Origin of the sequence: Flavobacterium geliluteum (assembly GCF_017948595.1) — a bacterium.
Taxonomy (GTDB): domain Bacteria; phylum Bacteroidota; class Bacteroidia; order Flavobacteriales; family Flavobacteriaceae; genus Flavobacterium; species Flavobacterium flavipigmentatum.
Window position 1 is genome coordinate 173,969 of sequence record NZ_JAGFBV010000002.1, and the last position, 24,701, is coordinate 198,669.

Here is a 24,701-nt window from a genome sequence, read left to right on the forward strand (position 1 = left end):
CTTAAAAAGTTGATTATCTTATTTTCTATTACTCTAAAACCTTAAAAGTTAACTTTTGCAGATCGGTAGAATTGCCTCCAACCATAACTTCAAAATCACCTGGTTCTACAACCTTTTTCATTTCGCGGTTCCAGATAGAAAGTTCATCAGCAGTCAATGTAAATTCAACCTTTTGAGTTTCTCCTTTTTTGATAAATATTCTTTTAAACCCTTTTAATGTTTTTCTCGGAGTTGTTACAGAACTGTAAACATCATTAATGTATAATTGTACTACTTCATCTCCATCATAATTTCCTGTGTTTTTTACCTCTACGCTAACTTTTAATACTCCGTCGGCCTTTATTTCTTTAGAATTTAAAGTAAAATTTGAATAATCGAATTTGGTATAACTCAAACCGTACCCAAAAGTATACAATGGGTTTTCGCTTTCACTCACATATCGGTGTATCGCTGATGGTTTTTGGTTATAATAAATAGGCAATTGCCCAACAGATTTCGGAACCGTGATAGGCAATCTTCCACCCGGATTATAATTCCCAAACAAAACATCGGCTACAGCCTTTCCTCCTGCTTCACCGGGAAACCAGCCTTCTACAAGAGCAGGAATATTTTCGCTGATCCAGTTGGTCGAAAGGGGACGACCATTTAACAATACACAAACTACCGGAGTTCCAGTTTTTTGAATCGCCTCTATCAATTCTTGCTGCATTCCGTGTAAATCTAATGAAGCAACATCTCTGTTTTCTTCAACCAATTCGTTTGATTCGCCTAAAACCACAATTGCAACATCTGATTTTTTAGCAATATCTATCGCAGGTTGAAAGTTTACTTTTTCTAAATTCCAACGCAAGTGCGCTCTGGCTCCCCAGCCGCCTTCCCACATCTCGATACGGACTTTGTATTTTTTGCCCGCTTCGATATTTTTTGGAGTTGTTACCATGCTTGTCGCTCCTTTTGTCCAGTTGTCAATCACCAATTGATCGTCAATCCACATTCTGATTCCGTCATCCGAACTTAAACCCAACCAGCCGTCAAATGCCTTTTCTGATTGAATGTAACCCGTCCAGCGAATAGAGAAATCATCATCTGTAACGCCATCACCCGGAGACCAAGGCCAGTCAAACTCTAACTGACTGTCGATACGCGTCAAAACCGGATTTCCTTCTACATTTCTGTTATTAAAATATTCTCCTTTTAATCCGTTTTGAGATCCATCAGGAGTAAATAAAAATTTTGACGGAATAATTTGTCCTTTTACAATCAAAGAAACTCCTTCTTCATACAACACATTGGTATTAGCACCCACAACTTGTTTTACACCTTCCAAAACTGTGGTTCCTACCTTATTTTTTACAGAATAACCTCCTAATCTCGAAGCATCTGCATTGGGGCCTATAACTGCAATCGTTTTTATATCTTTATTTAAAGGCAAAATTTGATCTTGATTCTTCAATAAAACAATCGATTTACGACCTGCTTCTAAAGCAATATCCTGATTCTCTTTAGTATGAAAACGTTCCTTGATCAAATTTTTATCGGTATAAGGATTTTCAAATAAGCCTAACAAAAATTTAAGTCTTAAAACACCACCTGCAGCACGGTCGATTTGCTCCATGGTTAGTTTTTTTTCATTCACCAATTCAATGATGCTTTGTTGCCAAAACTCATTAGTGAAATCATAAAACTGCATGTCTACTCCCGCAGCCACAGCTTCTCTGATGCTTTCTTTTGGAGAATTAGTAACATAATGTGTCGTTTGAAGGTATTTTATAGCCCCTAAATCCGAAACTACAATTCCTTTGAAACCCCATTCTTTACGCAAAACATCTGTCAACAACCAATGATTTGCGGCACAAGGAATTCCGTCAAGTTCAGAATAGGCACACATGGTACCGAGCGCATTTCCTTTAGTAAAAGCTTTTTCAAATGAAGGTAAAAAATCTTCGCGTGCCGAACGTTCTCCAACCAAAACCGGAGATGAATTGCCTCCCGCTTGTGGAATACCGTGCACCGCAAAATGTTTGGGTTCTGCAATTATAGAACGATCAGATTTAAAATCATCACCTTGCATTCCTTTGATCATCGCAGTACCCATTTCTCCCACCAAATAAACATCTTCGCCAAAAGTCTCTGCTACTCTGCCCCAGCGTGGTTCACGACCAACATCAAGATTAGGGCCTAAACCAAAATGAACGCCATGCGCTCGGGCTTCAGTTCCTATTACTTTTCCAACTTTATCCATCAAATTAGTATCCCAAGTTGCGCCCAAACCAATATTCATAGGAAAAGCGGTGCTTCCGTCATCTAAATAGCCGTGAAGCATCTCGCACATGATCAGTGCAGGAATCCCCCATTTGTTCTTTTTTATCACTTCACTCTGAAGATCATTGATCATTTTTGCCGAACGCGGATAAAGATCATGAATGGCACCGATGCCTAAATTGCCTATTTTTAAATCCGATTTAGATTTCGAAAAATCTTCCTTTTCTTTAAAAAATTCACCTTTGTACATGTCCATTTGGCGTGCCTTTTCCTCAAGAGTCATTAGGCTTAACAAGTCTTTTACTCTCTCTTCAACCGGTAATTTAGGGTCTTGGTAAGGATATTTTTTTTGCGCTTCGGCATGGTTTAAAAAACCTACAGCCATTACAAAAATAATGGCTGTCTTTTTCATTCTTACTTGTAACATAGTGGTATTGTTTTTAATTTTGAATCACTTTTAGTGTTTTTCCATTCACAAAATCTTCATGCGAAATAAAAAAGCTATTAAGTGGTTTTCCGTTTAGCTCAATCGAATTGATTTTTCCATCATTATTGATTTGTCTTTCAATTACAATGCTTTCTTTTTTATAATATGCAGGATCTAATTTGATTGTGATTCTATGAAACATTGGTGCTGTAATCGTATAAATTGGATCACCAGGAGAAATTGGATAAATACCCATCATAGAATATACTAACCAGGCCGACATTGTTCCCGTATCATCATTTCCTGGTAATCCTTTGGGTTTATTCTGAAAATACTCTTTCACCAGTTTTTTTACCATTTCCTGTGCTTTCCATTCTTCTCCTTTTACATAATTGAATAAATACGGATAAGCAATATCAGGCTCATTGGCCATATCAAATTGTTTGGTATCAAAGACTTTTTGCAATTGATCGGAGAAGGCTTTATCACCGCCCATTAATTTTTTAAGTCCAACAATATCATGTGGCACCATAAAAGCATATTGCCAGGCATTGCCTTCGATAAAGCCAACATTTTCCTGAAAATTAGCTCCTGCTACAGGATCAAAAGGTTCGTACCATTTTCCGTTAGCGGTTCTTGGTCGGAGTAATTTTAACTCTTTGTCATATAATTTTCTGTAGGATAATGAACGATTAGTAAAACGCTTATAATCTTCTTTTTTACCCAAAGCTTTCGCTAAAAGTGAAATCGCATAATCTGAAGCATTATATTCCTGAGTTGTAGAAACTGGGCCACGATCATTTGTTGTTAAATAGCCTTTTTCGATATAATCTTTAAGACCGGGACGCAACGGATTATTTTCAATCTGATCTGCCCCTTTTAACATTGCATAATATGCTTTGTAAATATCAAAATCCTGAATTCCTTTTAAGCAGGCATCAACTATAACGATACTCGCAGGATCACCTACCATAGTAAAAGTCTCGGTAGAATTTAATTCCCATTTGGGCAACCAGCCGTTTTCATCATACATATCCAACATGCTTTTTATCATATCAGATTGTTGTTTAGGGTATAACTAAAGACGTCAACGGATGCACGTTTCTATACGTATCCCATAAAGAAAATACGGTATAACGGGTTCCTAAAGTCTTACCAATCTTCTTTCTTTTGATTTCAGGATATTCTCCGTTTACATCATTTAATGTATTGGGATGAATTAAAGTATGATACAAAGCAGTATAAAAAATCGTTTTATCATCTTTTGAACCACCTTCGACTAGAATTTTAGAAAGTTCTTCGTTCCATTCTTTATACGTTTCTTTATAAACGGCGTCAAACGATTTGTTTCCGGTTTCTTTTTCTAAGTTTTCACGAGCATTTTCGATACTTACGTAAGAAATTCCAATTTTAACTTCAACGCTTTCTTCCTTATCAAATTGATATGAAAAATATGTGCCAATGCTATCGCCCACTACCGTTTTAATGGTATTGTCCATCATTCTGGTTTTACCATTGTAGGTCATCCATTGTGCTTCTAGACCTTTATATTTTGATGTTTTTTTCCAAACTCCGAACTTGTTGGCTGGTTTAGAAAATTTTGCTACAAAATATACGGGATAAGTATCTTCTGGGCTATTATAACAAAATGACCCAACGCTTCGCATTCCTTCTATTTCTGTAGAAGATACTATTTTTACCATAGCGCCTTCTTCATTGGTTAAACCTAAACCAAGATTTAACAGAACATTTGATTGCCCTTTCGGGAAAGTAAACTTGCTTACACCTACTCTTTTTGAGGCGGTAAATTCGCCTTTAACATTATATTTATCAAGTTGTACGCTGTAATAAGCCGCTTTTGCAATTTCGTTGGAATACGTAGAACCGTATTTTAAATGGTCTGTTTCTACCATTCCCGTAGTTGGCATTACTAAAATAACGCCTAAATCAGGGCAACCAACGCCGCTAATATTGACCTGACTGAATCCGGTGAGAAATGTGTTTTCATTTACATACGGATTTGATAACCACTGACTGTCTTTTTCTAATGCATTTTGAGATCCAGCAACATTAAAAGGACTAATACTCGCCATTCCTCTTGGTGCAATAGGTCCCGGAAAAGTCGCTCCATAATTAGAAGTCCCGATAAACGGATTGACAAAATCTGCCGGTTGCTGTGCAAAAATAGTGATGCTAAAAAACAGCATGCAAAAACAACATGCTGTTTGTATGGTTATCTTTTTTGTCAAAAACATAAATAATTTTCTATTGGTTAATCGCTTCAATTTTTAGCGTCCATGCTTCTTTGCAAGGCAAATTATTTCGTAAATTCTCCGGAATCACTACTTTAAATCCTTCTTTTTCTTTGGTCCATTTCAATGGTGTTTTAGCGCCCAGCATCGTAATTTTTGTGCCTTTTTTAGGATTGATAGATTTTACAACAACTTCAGCAGGAATATTGGTTTCGCCTTCTTTAGCCAAATAAAACAGGAATACATTTCCGCTTTTATTTTGGGTCATGCAAATATTATTTTCTTTAAAAGGCTCAATAGGTTTTGTATCATAAATAGCAGTGCTATTAACCTTCATCCAGTCTCCGTATGCTGCTAATAGATCATAAGCGCCTTGTTGCCACTCTCCTTCAGGACTTGGTGCAACATTCAATAATAAATTCCCTCCTTTTGCTACAATATCAATAAGCATGTGGATACCTTGTCTTCCAGTCATGTAGGTAACATCTGGAGAATAAGACCATCCACCACCTGATGTAATACAAGACTCCCAAGGGTAAGGTAATGTTTTAGCAGGAACACGTCCTTCGGGTGTTAAATAATTTTGGTTTTTTCCATGAACAGCTCTGTCTACCACAATTAGTCCCGGTTGTTTCTGGCGTGCTTTTACAACCAATTCATCCATTTTAGGATCTTGATCTACCACTCTATGCTTGATAAAACCGTTTTTAGATTCGTTTTCAGTAAACTTTTCATCATAGTTTTCTTTTAGGTTTTGTTGGTCTCTTTTTCTAACCCAACCGCCATCAAGCCATAAAATATCAACTTTACCGTAATTGGTAAGAATTTCTAAAATTTGGTTATGGGTAAAATCAACATATTTCTGCCATTTTTCTGGATATAAAGACGGATCATAATTTACGTTTCTATCGAATGGAGGAAAATAAGGATCCCAGTAATTTTCGTTGTGCCAATCAGGTTTAGAGAAATAAGCTCCTGTCGAGATATTTTCAGCTCGAAAAGCATTGAAAACTTCTTTTAAAATATCAGCTTTCGGATTAACGCTGAAAGGACAATCTTTATCTGTTACTTTATAATCAGAGTATTTTGTATCATACATATTAAATCCGTCATGATGTTTGGTGGTAAAAACCATGTATTTCATACCTGCAGCTTTGGCCGCTTTTGCCCATCTTACAGGATCAAATTTTACGGGATTGAATGTTTTCTTCAATCCTTCATACTCCTTTAGATATGCTGTGTAATTGCCAGGATTACTTCCTTTTTTACGTTCACACCATCCATAATCTTCAGGGCAAATTGACCAGGATTCTACAATTCCCCATTGGCTGTAAGTACCCCAATGCATTAATAATCCAAATTTTTTGCCTTGCCATTCTTCTAAATTTTTTAACACCAACGGATCTGTTTCTGGCACATAGCGTTCGTCTTCATAAATGGCTTGCGAAAACATTTGAAGGGAAAATAAAATGGCGATTATGAATAGTATTCTTTTCATTTTTAATATGTTTATAATTTATTATTCTTTTTAATTTACCAAAACCTCATCCACAAACAGCCAAGAATCTTCTTCTTTAGGACTTTTCTTTAAGTTAAAAGCAATTACTTTTACAAATCTTGCGCTGCGTTTTTCAAAATTGATTTTAAAATCTTTTAGTTCCGAATTTACATTCGCAGCATAAGGACGCACGACTTTGCCAACTTCTTTATATTTGAAGCCGTCGCTGGACACTAAAACTTTTATTTGTGTTGGAAAATTAACTCCTGAACCCTGACTTTCCAAAGTTCCAAGAGTGACCTGTTCTACGCTCTGTTCTTTTTCTAGATCGATAACAAGTTCCATATCATTAATCAACCACGCCTGCCACTGACCATCATGAAAATTCTTCGAACCTCTGATAGTATTGACCATCATAAAAGGACCATCACCTTTATAATTTTGATTAAAAGGGGTTAAATAAGTCACTTTGTGGGCAAATGCTTTATGAAAAACAATCGTATCTGTAAAAATTTTACCTACCAGTTTTTCATTTTGAAAAAGAGATGCTTTTAAAATTGTGTTTCCGGTAAACTCAATAGGAGTTGTATATTTTATAGCATTGCCCGCCAGACTTTTATCTCCCAAAACATAACGGATATCAGGATTTGGAAATTCATTTTTTAATGTAACATTAATTTGTTTCTGCGTCATGTTAGCACTTGAAGAAGCGGTAACCAAATAAGCACTTTTTGCATAATTGATACCTAAATAATCGTAACGCTCTAGCAAAAAGGTTAATCTGTCTGTAAAATCATTCCAGTTTTTACTTTCTTTTTTAGTCCATAAAACCTCGGCCAAAGCAGCAATTCTAGGAAAAATCATGTATTCTGAATCCGTTGGTTTAGGCAGGTGTTCTGCCCACAAATTGGCTTGTCCACCCAAAACATGTTTTGCCTGTTCTGGTGTCATCGTGGGTACAACAGGATCAAATTCATATACTTTACTCAAGGGTGTATAGCCGTCAAAAGCGATAGGTTCTTCGTTTTGAGGTCCCTGATAAAAATTAAAATAACAATGTGATTCTGGCGTCATAATCACGTCATGACCCTGCTCGGCCGCATCGGTACCTCCTTTAGTTCCTCTCCAACTCATGACTGTAGCTTCTGGAGCAAGCCCACCTTCTAATATCTCATCCCAGCCGATTATTTTTCTACCTTTCGAATTGATGTATTTTTCCATTCGTTTAACGAAATAACTTTGCAATTCGTGGCTGTTTTTCAAACCGTTGTCTTTCATTCTTTTTTGACAATTAGGACATTTCTCCCAATTGGTTTTGGTGGCTTCGTCTCCACCAATATGAATATATTTTGAAGGAAAAACAGCAATAACCTCATCAATTACATTCTGCAAAAACTCAAAAGTAGTTTCTTTTCCTGCGCAATAAATATCGGTAATCGGCCATAATCCGCCTGAAGGCACACCAATACGCTGATTAAAACAAGCCAATTCTGGATACGATGCGATGGCACTGCTCACGTGCGCCGGCATCTCGATCTCTGGAATGATTTCGATGTTTTTGGTGGCAGCATATTTTACAATTTCTTTTAATTCTTCTTGTGTCAGAAAACCTCCGTACGTTCCTTTTTCATCCGGATTTACTGTTAATCTGGCATTCCACGCTAGATTTTCCTGATCGACTCTCCATGCACCGATTTCGGTTAATTTTGGATATTTTTTTATTTCTATTCTCCAACCCTGATCATCGACCAAATGCAAATGCAAAACATTCATTTTAAGCATGTACAAGCGATCAATGGTTTGAATAATATAATTTTTATCAAAAAAATGACGTGACAAATCCAACATCAATCCTCTCCATTGAAAACGAGGTTCATCAGTAATGACAACATTCGGAATTTGCCATTTTACATTCGGCACTACATTTTTGCTTTCAATAGCACTCGGGAGCAATTGTCTAATCGTTTCTAAACCGTAAATAAAGCCCGCATTACCCTTTGCTGTTATTGTAATAACATTTGAGGTAACTTCTAGTTTATATGCCTCTTTATTTAAGGTTTCATCTGTTTTGAATTGAATAAAATTACTCTGCGGAATTGCATTTGAAAATTCAGGACTCCATCCAGCAGCAGCACCAAATTTCTCTATTAAAACGGCAGTTATTTCTTTTTGAAAAACATTATTTACAACAAATTTCGTCTTTTCAGAAAATTCAAATACACCTGGTTGAATAAGCAATTGTAATGGTTTTGGAATAATTTGAATCTCTTTTTCTGTATATATTTTCTGAGAATATACAGTACTTACAAAAGTTAGAAAAAAAACGATAAGGAATGGTTTTAATATCCTCATAATGAATTATTTTATTGATGGTGTTATTTTAAATTGATATTGATAAGTTGCATCTTTTAACAGATATTTTTCCATTGGCCAGGCTTGCCAGCTATCAATTCCGCCAACACCCATTTGTTTGTAATCAATTTTCAAACTTGTTAAATCTCTTTCTTTCAATTCGGCGGCGTGTCGTTGGTCTTTTTTCAATCCATCATCTAAATCTTCGTTTAAATAATGCAAAGCCGTAACAGCCAATAATTCATCAGATGTAACTGTTATTTTCAATTTATCATTTGATAATTCTAACCAGCGCACATCAGTTTTATTTCCAGTTTCCTGCGGACGGATGTACGGATAATATTGTTCTGTAACCGTCTGATTATAAATTCCGACCTGAGCACTATACTTTCTGTCGCTATAATTTTCGTGTGGACCTCTTCCGTAATAACTCATATTGCTAAAATCTTTCGGAACAATAATTTCCATACCAAATCTTGGCAACATAGGTTGTTCTTTAGTTTTATCAATAATTAATTGCTCTTTAAGACTCAACTCTCCGTTACTATTTATTTCATAATTTAATACTACTGCCGAGAAAACTTGAGGTAAATTATACGTAGCTTTTACCAGAATCTTATTGTCTTTTCCAACTGAATATGTCCAGCTTACAAGTGTAGGATTTTCTGTTGCTTCCTTCCATGCTACTAATTTTTCTTGAAATAAAGCTCCAAAATCATTATCATTTGGCGCTCTCCAAAAATTAGGGCGCAATTGATAACCCTCTTTTAGAATGGGCTGATTATTGAATGAATAACCATTAATAAATCCGGTTTTTTTATCGAAAGTTACAGTCGCTTTTTCACTTTTAAAAACGGTGTTATCCAAATTTTTCTCAATAATTATCTTTGCTGCACCTTCAATTGTAATATCATTTTTCCAAGTTCCTTTGTACGCCAATTGTTCTGTTGCAATTTCAAAACCTTTTGGTAAAAAGGGCTCGTCTTCTTTAATCTGATACGAAACCACCACAAATGCCTCCTGAAATTCTTTTCCTTCTAAATTAATAGGCAATTGAAACGTTTTATATTGGCCCGGATTTATTTCTAAATTTTCAATAGCGCCTGATGCATCGGCTTTGCCATCTAAAACTAATTTCCATTGCAAACGAATATTGCTCAAATCTTTAAACGAAAATTCATTATAAACTTTAATGGTTGTTGTATTCAAGTCCTGCCATGAAGTGAGAATGTTTTGCATTACATTTCGCATTTCAAAAGCATGTGGATTCGGAGTTCTCTCCGGAGAAAACACGCCATTGTCTAAAAAGTTATTATCGCTTCTTACGCCTTTGGGACCAAAATCGCCTCCGTAAGCCAAAACTCGAGTTCCATCTGGCTGCGTTTTATATACCGACTGATCGATCATATCCCAGATAAAACCTCCCTGAAAATTTGGATATTTTCTGAATACATCCCAATAATCTTTAAAATTTCCCATCGAATTTCCCATGGCATGCGCATATTCACATTGAATATATGGACGACTTGGATTAGGATTTGCCAGAATATATTCTTCCATTTTATTGGGAGAACTGTACATAGGGTCAATAATATCAGAGTCCCATTCAAACTTTAAATCTTTTCCGTCCCAAGCGCCGGCGGTTGCTCTTTCGTACTGGATTGGTCTTGATTTATCACGATTTTTAATCCACAAATAGCCTCTGTAAAAGTTGTAACCATTACCTGCTTCATTACCCATACTCCAAATAATGATCGAAGGATAATTTTTATCCCTTTCAATCATGCGCTCCATGCGTTCTAGGTGCGAAAGCTCCCAATCTGGTTTATTGCCCAAAGTTTTGGTAATATCATAACCCATTCCGTGCGACTCTATGTTGGCTTCATCCACGACATAAATTCCGTATTTGTCACATAATTCGTAAAAATATTCATCGTTAGGATAATGCGACATTCTCACGGCATTGATATTAAATTGTTTCATGACTTTAATATCCTGCTCCATTCGTTCTCTAGAAATTGTTTGTCCCGTAACGGGATCAGTCTCATGGCGGTTTACACCTTTTATATAAATTGCTTTTCCGTTTACGAGAAGTTGACCACCTTTAATTTCTACCTTTCTAAAACCAATATTCTGATTGATAACTTCTACAATATTTCCTTTTTTATCTTTTAAAAGAAAAGTAATTTGATACAAATTAGGAATTTCTGCACTCCACTTCTTCGGATTATTTACATCGAAATCAAAAGTTTGCTTTTCGCTTAGCAAAGTAATCAATTTTGAAGCTATGATTGTCGACCCGTCTTTAAGCTGAACGTCAAGCGTATAATTGTCTTTTTTATTTAAATTTGAAAACAGAGTTGTAATTTTTAAAGATCCGTTTACATAAGATGCATCTAAATCTGGAACAATTTCGTAATCTTTTAAATGCGTTTTGTTTCTGGCAACCAAATAAGAATCACGTGTAATTCCGCTCATTCTCCAGAAATCCTGACATTCTAAATACGAACCATCGCTCCATTTCATTACTTTAAGAGTGATCGTATTTTTACCCGTTTTTATATAATTATTCAAATTAAATTCAGATGGTAATTTGCCGTCTTCGCCATAACCTACATATACGCCATTTACCCAAACCATAAGATTTGATTTTGCGGCACCTATATGCAGGAAAACATCTTTTCCTGCCCAGGATTTATCAATTGTAACCTCTTTTCGGTAAACACCCGTCGGATTATATTGTGCAGGAACAAACGGAGGATTTGGCTTCATTAAATAATCAAAATCATAAGTCGTATTGGTATAAACAAGAAACCCATAACCATTTACATCCCAAGTAGCAGGAATTTTAAAATTGTCCCAAGCTGAATCATCAAAAGTGTTTTTTTCGTAATTATCAGGCAATTCAGCAGGACTATTTACATACTTAAATTTCCATGTTCCGTTTATATCCAAATAATTTTTCGATTGCCTCCAGTTGTTTTTTGCGGCTATTGTTTCATTTTCATACACATAATAAGAGGCATGCATTGACGCCCTGTTCTCCTCATTAATTTTTTCGTTTTGCCAAAAAGGAACACTTTCCTGCGCTTTTACAGTTCCTATAAAAGTAATAATGAAAGTTACTATGAATGCCGTTTTTTTCATTGCTTGTTTATTATTTATCCCAAGACATTTTAAACTTTGCATCTTCCATTCTATGTCCGTTTTCGTCATCAGAAACTGCAAAATTAAAACCTGATCTTAAGCTGTAGCCAGCATGTTCACCATTTTTATTCAAAGCAATAAAACCTACTTGCAGGTATTCCATGTCTTTATGGTTTTTATGTTTGTTATAAATGCGTTCTGTAATTTCCTTACAGGCATCGTAAGGCGATTTTCCCTGGCGCATTAATTCGACAACCATTGCACTTCCGGCCGTTCTAATAACAGCTTCTCCGAGACCGGTTGCTGCTGCGGCACCTACTTCGTTGTCCAGAAAAAGACCCGCGCCGATGATTGGGGAGTCACCGACGCGACCATGCATCTTCCAGGCGGCACCACTGGTCGTACAGCCACCGGCAAGATTGCCGTCTTTATCCAACATTAACATACTAATTGTATCGTGATTTTCTATATTGATAACTGGTTTGTATTTTGAATCTTCCAGCCATTTTTTCCAATCTTTTTCTGACTCAGGAGTTAATAAATTTTCTTCTTTAAATCCTTCTGAAAGAGCAAACTGCAAAGCACCTTGGCCTGCTAACATGACATGAGGCGTATTTTGTAGTACTCTTTTAGCCACCGAAATAGGATGTTTGATTCCTTGCAAAAAACAAACAGAGCCGCAGTTGCTGTTATGATCCATAATACACGCATCCAAAGTTACTTTTCCTTCACGGTCAGGATATCCTCCATAACCTACACTGCGAATATTAGGATCTGCTTCTGGGATTTTCATGCCCGCCTCAATAGCGTCTAAGGCTGATTTTCCTGCTTTTAATTGTTTCCAACTTTCTTCATTTGCCGGAAGGCCATGATTCCATGTTGAAATAATTACGGGCTTTTTTTGTTTTTTACCAGTATTCTCCGTTACATTTTCCTTGTCGTTAGCAAATCCGCTATACCCCAAAGAAGCACTTAGAGCAAATGTCCCTAAAGTGGTTTTTTTTATAAAATCTCTTCTATTCGACATAATTTTATTTTTTATGAAACATTTCGGATGAAAAGTTATGCAATTATGTCTACTTAAATAAGCGATATTGATAACTATTTCGAATCATTTATTTCAAAATGGCTTTTGTTGCTGCAATGGTTTTTAAATTACTATCGGATAAAGCATTACCATCAAAAAAAGAAACCCCTTTGGCTCCATTTTCTTTGGCTAGTAGGATTGCTTCCCTTAATTCTTTATCTGATTTTAATCCTGGAATGTAAATTCCGGTGTTTATTTTGATCTTTTTTTCCTCTAAATCTGCTACTCCTTGTTGGGTTGCATAACCTACCCAGTCAATTTCTTCATTATAAAAACTGTGATAAATCATCGGATATACCTCATCAATGTTCCACTTGTCCCAACGTTGGCGTACCATGTGATCTGCCATTTCTGGATAAGGAAATACTGCAGCCGTTAAGTTTTTGTTGTATTTATGAGCAATTTTGTAAGCATCATTTACCACCGATTTTATAGCATTCAATCTAAAGTTTTTCCACTCCATATCGATAGAAGTATTGTGGCTCTTTTTTGGATTTTTATGATGAATTTTTTCAAAAGCTTTGATACATTCATCACAATAACAAAAATCAAATTGCGGTAATTCTTCGTCTTGAACTAAATTGTATTTTGGCAATAAACTAATTGGTAAAAAAATATCTGGAAACCGAATATAATCCAGATGTACACTTTCTATACCTTCTACTTTTGCCAATTCTTCCACCAAGCCCAAAACATGTTCTCTGGACTCTTTTCTTGTTGGGCATAACCATTGATAATAATCGACATACGGACGATTATCAAAACATGATTTTCCCTCTTTACTCACCATGTACCAATCAGGATGTTGCAATGCAATTGAATCTCCAGGTCGGTTCATGGCCATGATCCATGCATGAACTTTTAAACCTTCTTTTGTAGCCAGTGGTACTAATCTTTTTAGCAATTTTGGATCTGTTCCCGTATTGATTAATACTTCGTCAATTCCGCCAGCTTTGTATTTTTTAAATTCTTTTGTGTATTCCGAATCTGCTTTTTTAGCATCAGCGGTAGTCCAAACCCCAAATTTAAAAGTAGTTTTTTCGTCTTTATTTACACATGAAATAGTACTTATTACCAGAAAAAAAAGTAATAATTGAGATAGTTTCATGGTTATTTTAGTTGGATATGATTTGACCATCTTGTTTGATAATTAAGGTTTTATTGGAAAAAGGACTTTTTATTGTTATGTTGTATCCTGCCGAATGATTTTCTACTATTGGTTTCAAAATTTTACCATCAACGCTGATGGTTTCTTTAGTAAGACTCGTTAAAGACTTTGCCCATGTTTTATGTTTTTGATAATATTCTTTCTGAGCCCGATACAAATTGTACAGCTCCCATCTTACTTTTTCTTCCTGCGGAATTGTAAAAATTTCTTTTTCTTTGGATGAAAAATAAACATAACCCCATTTTTCTGGCTCGTGCATATTGATGACACCCATTGGTGACCAAACCCAATTGTACTCGGGCAAAAATTTTCCGTCGGCATCTTTCTTGCGCATGTAACTGCCATTTTTTACAGTATGTTGCCAATTTACTCTTGAAAAATTGACCCTCCAAAATTTATCTTCAGGTACATTATTTTCGTTATTAGATTTTCTATAAGATGCCCAGGGAATTGCCATTTCTAATACCCAACCCTGATCGATATCGTTTGGATTGTTTAGCGTTCCGTTGATTTTAACTGCCGATTTTAGACCCGGAATATTCCAGTCATTTAAAACAACATTATCATTTTCTCTGTAAGGTTTTGACAAAAATAGATCCCAAGCGGTGTTTAAGGCGTTTATCTCTAATTCGTAATAGTTGAAAGTGTCGCTATCGGGATCTATGAAAACTTCAAAATCGTTGTTGTAAAAAATAATAGTATCGCGCTGTTTCAAATTGGCCCAAACATGTGGCTCCTCCATTTTTGCCAGTATGTAAAAATTGGTATCATCCCAGAGCATTTTAACTTGTGTTGCATATTTAGGTTTTTCGTTATTCTCTATGTCTTCAAAAAGATCGGTCCAATCTGCTTTATTCCAAGAAACATCCGATTCTTCTCCATCAATTACAATAATATCACTGGTTTTAGTGGCCACATAGGTTTTGGGCGTAATGGTTTTATTCGATTGTGAATACCCCATTATCGAAAGAAATGCTAAAATGACGGTTAACCATTGAAATTTTGAACCCATATTTTTTCTATAAACTATTATCTTTTGTAAACTGAACAACTTCACTTAATTTACCAAATGCCATGGCCACCACAGTATCTGCAGCACCATAATAAACGGCCAATTTATCTTCTTCTGTATCGTGCAAAGCTGCACAAGGAAATACGACATTGGGTACATCGCCAACTTGCTCATAAATTTCTGCAGGTCCAAGTAAATAAGGCTGTGTTCTGTATTTTACATTCTCAGGTGCATCAACCTCTAAGAGGGCTGCTCCCATTGCATAACGAAAACCATTGCAAGTATTAATCACGCCGTGATATAACATCAACCAGCCTTCATTAGTTAGAATCGGGATGGCCCCTGCTCCCACTTTGGTACATTGCCAGGCACTTTGCTCAAAAGGACTTGGTTTCATTACTAATCGGTGTTCTCCCCAATATTTCATGTCTGGGCTGTAACTGATCCAAATATCTCCAAAAGGCGTATGACCATTATCACTCGGACGACTTAACATCGCGTATTTTCCGTTTATTTTTTGAGGGAATAATACCCCATTTCTGTTAAAAGGTAAAAAAGCATTTTCGCACTGAAAAAATTCTTTAAAATCAAAAGTATACCCAATTCCGATTGTGGGTCCGTTATAACCATTACACCATGTAATCCAGTAGCGATCTTCGATAAAAACAACGCGAGGGTCATATTTATAAGCCGATTCTATCATTTCTGTATTCCCCGATTGCATTACAATTGGCTCGTGATTAATATCCCAATCGATTCCGTTTTTACTAAAACCAGCAAAAATATTCATTTGAACCGCTTTGTTATCACATCTAAAAACACCTGCAAAGCCATCTCCAAAAGGAACAACTGCGCTGTTAAAAAGACTATTTGATGAAGGTATTGCATATCTTTCTATAATGGGATTATTAGAATATCTCCACATTACATCATTGTTGTTTTCTGGTCTGTCTTGCCAAGGAATTGTGCTCATTTTGCTTTATTTTGTTTGTTTTTTATATTAAATATTTTTTAACACAATCAAAACCAATGCTTCTATGTGTTACATTTTTATTTCTAAAAACTTTGTAAAAGTTTGAATCTTTAATAAAGTTTTATATTCTTACTACTCCACTCAATTTGTCATCCTGACGAAGGAAGGATCTGCGCAAGAAGCTCCTCGTGAAAATTAGCCAATCTTTGTAGAGTTTCTCTCTAAGATTCCTCGTTCCTCGGAAAGACAAACTTTGGCGTGAAACTTTGACACAATTGCTATAAGTATTAATCCTCTATTTTCCGAACCTTATCTAACCAAGTAAATTTTAATATCGTTGTTGTCACTAAAAACACTACTAATGCTGTAATTGCTTTCGGATAATCTTTAATAATAAAAAATATCGGAAGTAAAATCATACTCGATTGCCACACAATCCCGATGACACAATTGAGCATATCTCGGAAGAAATCATTGTTTTTTTCGAAAGACTGATCTTCTAATTTTAGTGTTTTGTATACGGGATTCCACCATCCCCAAGGTCTTACATTTTTGTAAAAAGATCTTAAAACGTCCATATCTGTTGGTTTACTGAGAAAAGTTCCGAGAAGGCAACCTAAAATAGAAAAACCAAATATTACCGGAAATAAATAAATAGCCTGTACCTCTGACAAATCATATAAAAATGATCCCGGTGTAAAATTTCCTTTATTTTGCCCTAAAACAAACTGAAAAGAAGCTACCAATAAACCAGCAAACATTCCCCAGAAATATCCCCATCCGTTAAAACGCCACCAAATCCATTTTAAAAAATTGGCGGCTACATAACCACCGTACAAGGCACTGGTAATCCATAAAGTTAGTGAGTTGATTGAGTCTGCAAAAAAACCCATGAATACTCCTAAACCTACCACCAAAAAAGAAGAAATCTGACTCACTTTTATATAATGAGCATTTGTGGCCACAGGTTTGAAATATTTTTTATAAATATCATTTACAATATAGGCCGGCCCGGCGTTTACAAAAGCTGAAAATCCCGACATAAATGCAGCCAATAAGCCCGCTAATAAAATTCCCTTTATTCCAACAGGAATATATAAATTGACCACTTTGGGCATTAATAACTCTAAGTCAGCACCTGTCAAACCAGTATTTGCATTTAGTTCCGGAGCTAAATTCATCAAAGCAATTACCACAATTCCGGTAATTAATAAATACCTCGGAATAAACAAAATCAGGTTGGTAAAACCACTCATATAAGCCGCTTCTTTTACCGATTTGGTAGAAAGAATACGTTGTAAATCGTAACTTGGCGTTGGCCCGGCAATACTGGCAAAAAAGCCTTTAAACAAGGTCATTCCGATAAAAGCGCCAAACATTTTGTAGCCTTCAGAATCAATGAGATTATTAAAGGTCTGAAACTTATCGCTCCACTGGGGTTCGAACTGCCATCCGAAGAAAACATTTTTCCATTCTTCGGTTATAACCGAATTAATTTGAACATCTGTATAATTGACAAATGCGTAACCGGCAATTAAAACACCCGCAATAATCATGATTAAATATTGTACCACTTCTGTGGCTACTACAGAAAACATTCCGCCTTTTACGGTGTAAATTGTAGTTAAAAGAATAATTATTAACGCATAAGAACGCTCAGAAGTCAGCAAAATTAAATCTCCGTAATGAAGCGTTAAATCCCAAGGAAGAATAATAGTTACAAATTTCCCGATTCCTTCAAAAAAGTAAGCGATAAAACCAATTGTAGAAATAATGGCAAAAATAGCTACTATAATGTGTGATGCTTTTCCGGCTCTGTCGCTTCCAAATCGGGTTAAAATCCACTCAGAACCTGTCATTACTTTCGATCTTCGTATCCAAACGGCGAGGAACATCATTACAAAAATCTGATTCCAAATTGGCCAAAGCCACATAAACATAAAACTTTTTACACCATATAAAAACAAGACGCCAATCATCCAGGAAGTCCCCGAAACATCAAACATTCCAGATCCGTTACTTAGCCCTAAGAAATACCATTTGATTGTTTTTCCACCAAGGAAATAATCATCCAAGCCTTTCGAAGCCTTTCTCGAAATCCAGATTCCTATGCCCACTGAGAGGAGAATATAAGCTACGATAATTGATACGTCAATAATGTCCATTAATTAATTTTATTAGTTAGTTACGCTTGTTTTTATTTTTTAATTCCCCAGTTTTTATTGGGTTCCGCTCCCATCACAAAGTGTAGAATTCCGCCTTGCAGTATTTGCTTATGCGTGATGAGTGTTTTGTTGAATGGAACACCGTTTAATGTTGCCGATTGAATGTAAAAATTTTTATCGGAAACATTTTCTGCTTCGATTACAAAGGTTTTTCCGCCTTGAAGATGTATCGTTGATTTTTCGAAAATTGGACTTCCGATTTCGTATTCTCCCGAAGCCGGATTCATTGGATAAAATCCTAATGAACTAAAAACATACCAAGCCGACATCTGACCGCAATCTTCATTACCGCTCAATCCGTTTGGCGTTGTATTGTATTGTGTGTCTAAAATATGACGTACCCAATATTGTGTTCTCCAAGGCTCATTGGCTTTATTAAACATATAAGCAATATGATGACTTGGCTCGTTGCCGTGCGCATATTGCCCAATTAAACCCGAAATATCAGCCGAAACATTGTTTCCTGTAATTTCTGAACTCTCCGTAAAAAGTTGCTCCAAACGTTTGGTAAAAATGGCATCACTTCCGTGAAGTGAGATAAAATCCTCTACATTTTGCGGTACAAACCAACTGTGTTGCCATGCATTTCCTTCAGTATAATCGGTATGCTCTCTATGGTTCGAATGTTTAGGATCAAAAGGTTCGTTCCATGACTTTCCATCTTCCGATTTACCTCTCATAAAACCTGTTTTCGAATCAAATAAATATTGATAGGCTTTAGAACGATTTAGAAAAAATTGATAATCATCATTTTTCCCTAAAGCTTTTGCCATTTGTGCCACACACCAATCATCAAAAGCATATTCTAAAGTAATAGTAACCGATTCGTCTAATAAATTATACGGAATATAGCCGTATTTTTTGTAGAAATTTAATCCCCGTTCGTCTTGCATCATTGTGGCTTTCATAGCTTCGTAAGCTTTTTCCGCATCAAAACCTTTAATTCCTTTTAGATATGCATCTACAATTACAGGAATAGAATGATAGCCCGTCATTGTATTGGTTTCATTGGCATAAAGTGTCCAAACGGGCAATATTTTTTTTGTATCATAATAGGCGAGCATCGAGTTTACCATATCCGAAACCTTGTCTGGAGCCAATAAAGTCAACAGAGGATTTTCGGCCCTAAAAGTATCCCATAGTGATAAGGTCGAGTAAGCAGTATAATCATTTGCTGTAACAATTTGATCATCTTCTCTCCTAAACTGACCGTTTTTATCACTATAGGTTACAGGGGCAATCTGAGCGTGATACATCGCCGTATAAAAAATGGTTTTTAAAGAATCTGTGGGAGTTTCCACAGTAATTGTACTCAAAGCAGTGTTCCAAATTTTGGTAGCTTTTGATTTTGCTTTTTCAAAGTTAGAATTATCACCCTCCAGATTATCTTTGGCATTAGCCACACTCACAGAAGACAGCGCTACTTTTACCAATAATTTATCTGTATTTGCGGGATCAAAAAATAACTGAGCCGCAGTATCTTCTCCTTCTGCACTATTGCCGGTAATAACACTTTTATTAGCAATTAAAACAGATTCTGCAATAGGTTTTGAAAATTGAGCGACAAAAAATACTTTCTGATTTTTTGCCCAACCTGTACTGTAGCGATAGCCACTAATGGTATATTTATCTTCAACTTTAAGGGATGTTTTTAAGGCTTTGTCCCAGTTGATTGCAAAACCAAGATCGATCACGACCGATTGCTTGTCGCCTTTAGTAAAGGTATATTTATGAAAAGCAGTGCGTTGTGATGCTGTTAACTCTACATTAATTTTAGGATCTTCAAGAAAAACCTGGTAATAACCCGGTGTTGTTTTTTCGTTAACATGATTGTATGATGATTTATAAGGTAATTGATCTCTAGAAGTTGTTTTGGTCGTCAAATCGACTTTTTTATTAATGGGCATGAATAGAATGTCTGCCAAATCACCAATTCCGGTACCACTTAAATGCAAATGGCTAAAACCAGCCACAGTAGCATCAGAATAATGATATCCCGAGCACCAATCCCAGTTTGAAATACCATTATCGGGACTCACCTGCAACATCCCGAAAGGAACAGTTGCGCCGGGATAGGTATGGCCGTGACCACCTGTACCAATAAGCGGATCAACATGGTTGGTAAAAAGTGTTTGCTGATGAGTATTTTTATTTACATTTATTTTGCAACTTGCAACTAAAATAATCAACAAAACTAGCAGTGTAAAATTCTTCATAGAGCACAATGTTAATTTAACTTTAAATTTAGATAAATTTGATTTTTATTAAAAGTAATTTAGACGGACAACACTTAAACTTAGATAAACATCAAAAAAAGTCACAAAAAATACTATAATTATGAATTTCAATTCCGGCAAATTATATCGAATACCGCTTCATTATCATATCATCTTTTGGCTGACTTATTTTTTATTTAATACCTTTCGATGGGGAAGCTATTTTAATGATTATCTATATTCCTTTAAAACAAATTTATTAGGATTTCCGATTCACATGACGTTGTGTTATTTGAATATTTTAATTTTTATGCCATATTTGGTATATCGAAAAAAATATATCTTGTATATTATTTCGGTTTTAGCGGCTATATTTATGATGGTGATCGTAAAATTTAACCTTACCTATTTATTAATAACCCATGAAGTTTGGCCCGAAGGTCCTGAAACCATAGATAAATTAACGCTCAACTATACCATCGACATGATGATGGGAGAACTGTATGTCATTACTTTTGTAACGGCAATAAAAATCACTTTGGATTTTTTAAAAGAACAAAAAAGAGTTACTGATCTTGAAAGATCACAGTTAGAGACCGAATTGCTTTTTTTAAAATCTCAGATTTCTCCGCATTTCTTCTTTAATACGCTTAATAACATTTATTCTTTATCGGTAGAAAAATCAAACAAAACACCTAAAATAGTTCTAAAATTATCTGAATTAATGCGTTACATGTTATACGAAACAAAAAGTAAGCGCCAAACTTTAGAAAACGAGATACTTTGCATTCAAAATTACCTTGATTTAGAAAGAATTAGAAATGATGATCGCCTTGAGGTAAACATGTCTATTTCCGGAGACATTCACGATAAAGAAATATCTCCAATTATATTATTGACCTTTATTGAGAATGCTTTCAAACATGGCGTTAATAAAAACACCGGAAAAGTAGTTATAAATATTAATTTTAAAATTAAAGGAGATTTTCTACATTTTACAATTTCGAACCCAACGCCAGAAATTACACAACACAAAGAAAATTTTAACAAGTCAAGTGGCATAGGTATAGAAAATGTTAAAAAAAGACTTGAACTTGGCTATAATAAAAATGATTATAAGCTTTCATTTAAAAATAAAAAGGATATTTTTGTTGTTAAACTTGTCATTAAAGTCTCTTGAGACACACTGCTTTTTTTCTAAAAAGTCATCGTTACAAAAATTATTTCGCTCAAATAATAACAACCAGAAATGAAAATAAATTGCCTAATTATAGATGATGAGCCATTGGCTATTAATGTTATTAAAAATTATTTAGATCCTATTGAAAATTTTGAGGTAATCAATACTTTTAGTAATCCAATAGAAGGTCTTAATTTTTTGAAAAACAACAAGGTAGATGTGATTTTTCTTGACATCAATATGCCTGTTCTTGATGGTATTAATTTTATTAAAAGTCTGGATAACCCGCCATTACTTATTATTACGAGCGCATATAGTCAGTTTGCGATCGAAACTTACGAATTAGACGTGTTGGATTATCTGGTAAAACCAATTGAGTTTCCGAGATTGATGAAGGCATTAAATAAGGTAAGTAAAAGACTGGAAAACAACACCCAAGTAATTACAGAAAATAATCCTGAAAGCCCTTTTATTTTTGTTAAAATTGACAAAAAAAGAATGAAGAAAATTTTCTTTAATGAAATTCTAGTCATAGAAAGCCTGAAGGATTATTTAAAAATAAACACTTTAACAGGCAAATACATCATACACAGCACATTATCTGATTTTACAGAATTATTACCCGAAAGAAATTTTTTAAGAATACACCGATCTTACACGATCGCCATCGATAAAATTGATGCTGTTGAAGGAAACAGTATTGAGATTGAAGGCCTTAGATATGTTATCGGTAGATCTTATATCGACCATGTAAAACAAAGAATTTTAAATTCTCCTATGTAAAAAAAAATTAAGTTCTCCTTCTTAAAAGCGTACCGTTTTGCGCTTTTTTCTACACTAGATTTATAACATCTCTATAAAACAAAAAAAATGCAACCATAAATGATTGCATTTTAAACATATAGGTAACTAACCAAATAAACCACATGAAATAGTTTATTAATTTTCTAAAACAATACCAACCTAAAAATGGTATCGTTTAAATGCTTCAATTGCCGAGTAATCAGCCAGTCCTAAAGCATGATATTTTTCTGCTGTCAATCTGTTTCGATCTTCAACTCTTACCCAAAATTCTCTACTGTCATCTCCCTGAAACATCACTCCATCTTTTTGAGATTGGTGATAGAAAATAGCATGACGTTTTTTAAGCACCTGATCCGGACTCATCGGAACTGCCATCTCAATCTGATAGGACTCCCATTCGTGCCAAGCCCCTCTATACAGCCAAACCCAGCAATCATTCATAAAACTATTGTGTTTTAGTCTTTTTAGAGCTTCAAATAAGCTATCCAGGCAAACTTTATGTGTTCCGTGTGGATCTGCCAGATCTCCGGCGGCATAAATTTGATGTGGTTTTACTCTTTCAATAATGTCACACATAATTTGTATATCTTCCTCTCCGAGATTATTTTTCTTTACTGTTCCTGTTTCATAAAAAGGCAAATCAAGGAAATTTACATTTGAATCTGGCACGCCTAAATATCTCGTCGCAGCAAGAGATTCGCTTCTTCTAATTAACCCTTTTAATTTTCTAACTTCCAGCGAATCAATATCATTCTCTTTTTTAGTTTTTAAAAAGTTGATAATATCTTCAGACTCATTAGAATTTGCATTTAATGCCTTTGAAATTTCGGCAAACTTTAAAGCCTCTTCATTAGAAACTGCTATGTTTCCTGAAGTTTGATAGGCAATATGTACATCGTGTCCCTGTTCTACAAGTCGATCAAAAGTTCCTCCCATCGAAATAACATCATCATCAGGATGCGGGCTAAAAATGATAATCCTTTTTCTCTCAGGCGTAGCACGTTCAGGCCTGTAAGTATCATCAGCATTGGGTTTTCCACCTGGCCAGCCAGTAATGGTCTGCTGCATTTTGTTAAACATTTTAATATTCAAATCGTATGCAGTTCCTTCTTCTGTCAAAAGACTAGACATTCCATTATCGTTATAATCTTTATCCGTTAGTTTAAGAAAAGGCTTTTTAGTCAATTCGCTCAACCAAGCCACAGCTTTAAGTTTTAACTCTTCTGTCCAAACAATTGATTTAACTAACCAAGGTGTTTTTACTCGAGTCAACTCTGATGAAGCTTCGGTATCTAAAACAAACGTTGTATTTTTATGTTCTTGCAAATACGTTGCTGGCACTCTCGAAGATATTGCTCCTTCGATAGTCTCTTTGATGATATCCGCCTTACTAATTCCCCATCCAAGAAGAACAATTCTTTTGGCATTTTTTACAGTACCAATTCCCATAGTAATCGCTTTTCGAGGCACATTATCAATTCCTAAAAATGATGATGCAGCATCTTGGCGTGTCAAATGATCTAGCGTTATACTTCTTGTACCAGAATTAACATGAGATCCAGGCTCATTAAATCCGATATGACCTGTTCTTCCAATACCTAATAACTGAAAATCCAATCCGCCATAGGCCTTAATTTTCATTTCATAATCTATACAATATTGCTGTAGCTCTTCACTACTTATCTTTCCGTCAGGAATGTTGATATTTCCCTCCAAAATATTCACATGATCAAAAAGATGCTCATGCATAAAATGATGATAACTTTGAATATTATTGCGATCCATCGGATAATACTCATCGAGATTAAAAGTTACCACATTAGCAAAACTTAAACCTTCCTCTTTATGTAGTCGGACTAATTCTTCGTAAACTTTTATTGGTGAAGACCCTGTTGCTAAGCCTAAAACGCAAGGTTCATTCAACTCTTCTTTTCTTTGAATGATGTTGGCTATTTCTTGCGCTACTAATATTGAAGCTTCATGAGACGATTCGAAAATAACGTTATGAATCTTTTCAAAACGAGTTTCTTCAAACTTTCCAGCCTCACTAAAATTTATGCCTTCCTTAATCATTTAATGCTATTTCGTTTATCATTAG

At 35.3% G+C, this 24,701-nt stretch carries 13 protein-coding genes and 1 pseudogene; 2 read left to right on the plus strand and 12 right to left on the minus strand.

Going from position 1 to position 24,701, the window contains the following annotated elements; genetic code table 11:
* Positions 1–28: 28 nt before the first annotated feature.
* From J3495_RS02210 to J3495_RS02260, 11 genes and pseudogenes are all read right to left on the minus strand, one after another.
* On the minus strand, positions 29–2,689 hold the full coding sequence (locus J3495_RS02210; protein ID WP_210664927.1) for a glycoside hydrolase family 3 protein: 2,661 nt from the start codon (positions 2,687–2,689) through the stop codon (positions 29–31).
* 13 nt (positions 2,690–2,702) lie between these two features.
* Positions 2,703–4,944 (minus strand): annotated as a pseudogene (locus tag J3495_RS02215) (GH92 family glycosyl hydrolase).
* 10 nt (positions 4,945–4,954) lie between these two features.
* The gene (locus J3495_RS02220; RefSeq protein ID WP_210664928.1) at positions 4,955–6,439 is read right to left on the minus strand and encodes an alpha-L-fucosidase; all 1,485 of its coding nucleotides are present in this window, start codon (positions 6,437–6,439) and stop codon (positions 4,955–4,957) included.
* Between the two features lie 30 nt (positions 6,440–6,469).
* Positions 6,470–8,791, minus strand: coding sequence for a beta-N-acetylhexosaminidase (locus tag J3495_RS02225; RefSeq protein ID WP_210664929.1), 2,322 nt, complete (start codon positions 8,789–8,791; stop codon positions 6,470–6,472).
* Positions 8,792–8,797: 6 nt separating this feature from the next.
* Complete coding sequence (locus J3495_RS02230) at positions 8,798–11,938, minus strand: glycoside hydrolase family 2 TIM barrel-domain containing protein (RefSeq protein ID WP_210664930.1); 3,141 nt, start codon at positions 11,936–11,938, stop codon at positions 8,798–8,800.
* 10 nt (positions 11,939–11,948) lie between these two features.
* A complete protein-coding gene (locus tag J3495_RS02235) occupies positions 11,949–12,965 on the minus strand; it encodes an isoaspartyl peptidase/L-asparaginase family protein (protein WP_210664931.1) in 1,017 nt (338 codons plus the stop codon).
* A gap of 88 nt (positions 12,966–13,053) precedes the next feature.
* Entirely contained in the window at positions 13,054–14,133 is a 1,080-nt protein-coding gene (locus J3495_RS02240; protein WP_210664932.1) for a putative glycoside hydrolase, read from the minus strand.
* A 7-nt stretch (positions 14,134–14,140) separates the two neighbouring features.
* Positions 14,141–15,205 (minus strand): carbohydrate-binding family 9-like protein, encoded by a 1,065-nt coding sequence (locus tag J3495_RS02245; protein WP_210664933.1) that lies wholly within the window; start codon positions 15,203–15,205, stop codon positions 14,141–14,143.
* Positions 15,206–15,212: 7 nt separating this feature from the next.
* The gene (locus J3495_RS02250; protein WP_210664934.1) at positions 15,213–16,178 is read right to left on the minus strand and encodes a glycoside hydrolase family 130 protein; all 966 of its coding nucleotides are present in this window, start codon (positions 16,176–16,178) and stop codon (positions 15,213–15,215) included.
* Positions 16,179–16,465: 287 nt separating this feature from the next.
* On the minus strand, positions 16,466–18,343 hold the full coding sequence (locus tag J3495_RS02255) for a sodium:solute symporter family protein (RefSeq protein ID WP_210664935.1): 1,878 nt from the start codon (positions 18,341–18,343) through the stop codon (positions 16,466–16,468).
* Between the two features lie 32 nt (positions 18,344–18,375).
* A complete protein-coding gene (locus tag J3495_RS02260) occupies positions 18,376–20,619 on the minus strand; it encodes a GH92 family glycosyl hydrolase (RefSeq protein ID WP_210664936.1) in 2,244 nt (747 codons plus the stop codon).
* Positions 20,620–20,740: 121 nt separating this feature from the next.
* Between J3495_RS02260 and J3495_RS02265 the strand changes: the two genes are divergently transcribed.
* Both J3495_RS02265 and J3495_RS02270 read left to right on the plus strand, forming a co-directional pair.
* Positions 20,741–21,799 carry a sensor histidine kinase gene (locus tag J3495_RS02265; protein ID WP_210664937.1) on the plus strand — a complete coding sequence of 353 codons (1,059 nt, stop codon included), beginning with the start codon at positions 20,741–20,743 and terminating at the stop codon, positions 21,797–21,799.
* 69 nt (positions 21,800–21,868) lie between these two features.
* Entirely contained in the window at positions 21,869–22,582 is a 714-nt protein-coding gene (locus J3495_RS02270; protein ID WP_210664938.1) for a LytR/AlgR family response regulator transcription factor, read from the plus strand.
* A 180-nt stretch (positions 22,583–22,762) separates the two neighbouring features.
* Here the strand turns inward: J3495_RS02270 and nagB are convergent, their stop codons facing one another.
* Positions 22,763–24,676 (minus strand): glucosamine-6-phosphate deaminase, encoded by a 1,914-nt coding sequence (gene nagB / locus J3495_RS02275; protein ID WP_210664939.1) that lies wholly within the window; start codon positions 24,674–24,676, stop codon positions 22,763–22,765.
* Positions 24,677–24,701: the final 25 nt, after the last annotated feature.

Coding starts and splice junctions, on each gene's coding strand:
- J3495_RS02230 (WP_210664930.1), bottom strand. CDS start 11,938: ATGAAAAAAACGGCATTCATAGTAACTTTCATTATTACTTTTATAGGA.
- nagB (WP_210664939.1), bottom strand. CDS start 24,676: ATGATTAAGGAAGGCATAAATTTTAGTGAGGCTGGAAAGTTTGAAGAA.
- J3495_RS02255 (WP_210664935.1), bottom strand. CDS start 18,343: ATGGACATTATTGACGTATCAATTATCGTAGCTTATATTCTCCTCTCA.
- J3495_RS02245 (WP_210664933.1), bottom strand. CDS start 15,205: ATGGGTTCAAAATTTCAATGGTTAACCGTCATTTTAGCATTTCTTTCG.
- J3495_RS02270 (WP_210664938.1), top strand. CDS start 21,869: ATGAAAATAAATTGCCTAATTATAGATGATGAGCCATTGGCTATTAAT.
- J3495_RS02240 (WP_210664932.1), bottom strand. CDS start 14,133: ATGAAACTATCTCAATTATTACTTTTTTTTCTGGTAATAAGTACTATT.
- J3495_RS02250 (WP_210664934.1), bottom strand. CDS start 16,178: ATGAGCACAATTCCTTGGCAAGACAGACCAGAAAACAACAATGATGTA.
- J3495_RS02260 (WP_210664936.1), bottom strand. CDS start 20,619: ATGAAGAATTTTACACTGCTAGTTTTGTTGATTATTTTAGTTGCAAGT.
- J3495_RS02235 (WP_210664931.1), bottom strand. CDS start 12,965: ATGTCGAATAGAAGAGATTTTATAAAAAAAACCACTTTAGGGACATTT.
- J3495_RS02265 (WP_210664937.1), top strand. CDS start 20,741: ATGAATTTCAATTCCGGCAAATTATATCGAATACCGCTTCATTATCAT.
- J3495_RS02220 (WP_210664928.1), bottom strand. CDS start 6,439: ATGAAAAGAATACTATTCATAATCGCCATTTTATTTTCCCTTCAAATG.
- J3495_RS02210 (WP_210664927.1), bottom strand. CDS start 2,689: ATGTTACAAGTAAGAATGAAAAAGACAGCCATTATTTTTGTAATGGCT.
- J3495_RS02225 (WP_210664929.1), bottom strand. CDS start 8,791: ATGAGGATATTAAAACCATTCCTTATCGTTTTTTTTCTAACTTTTGTA.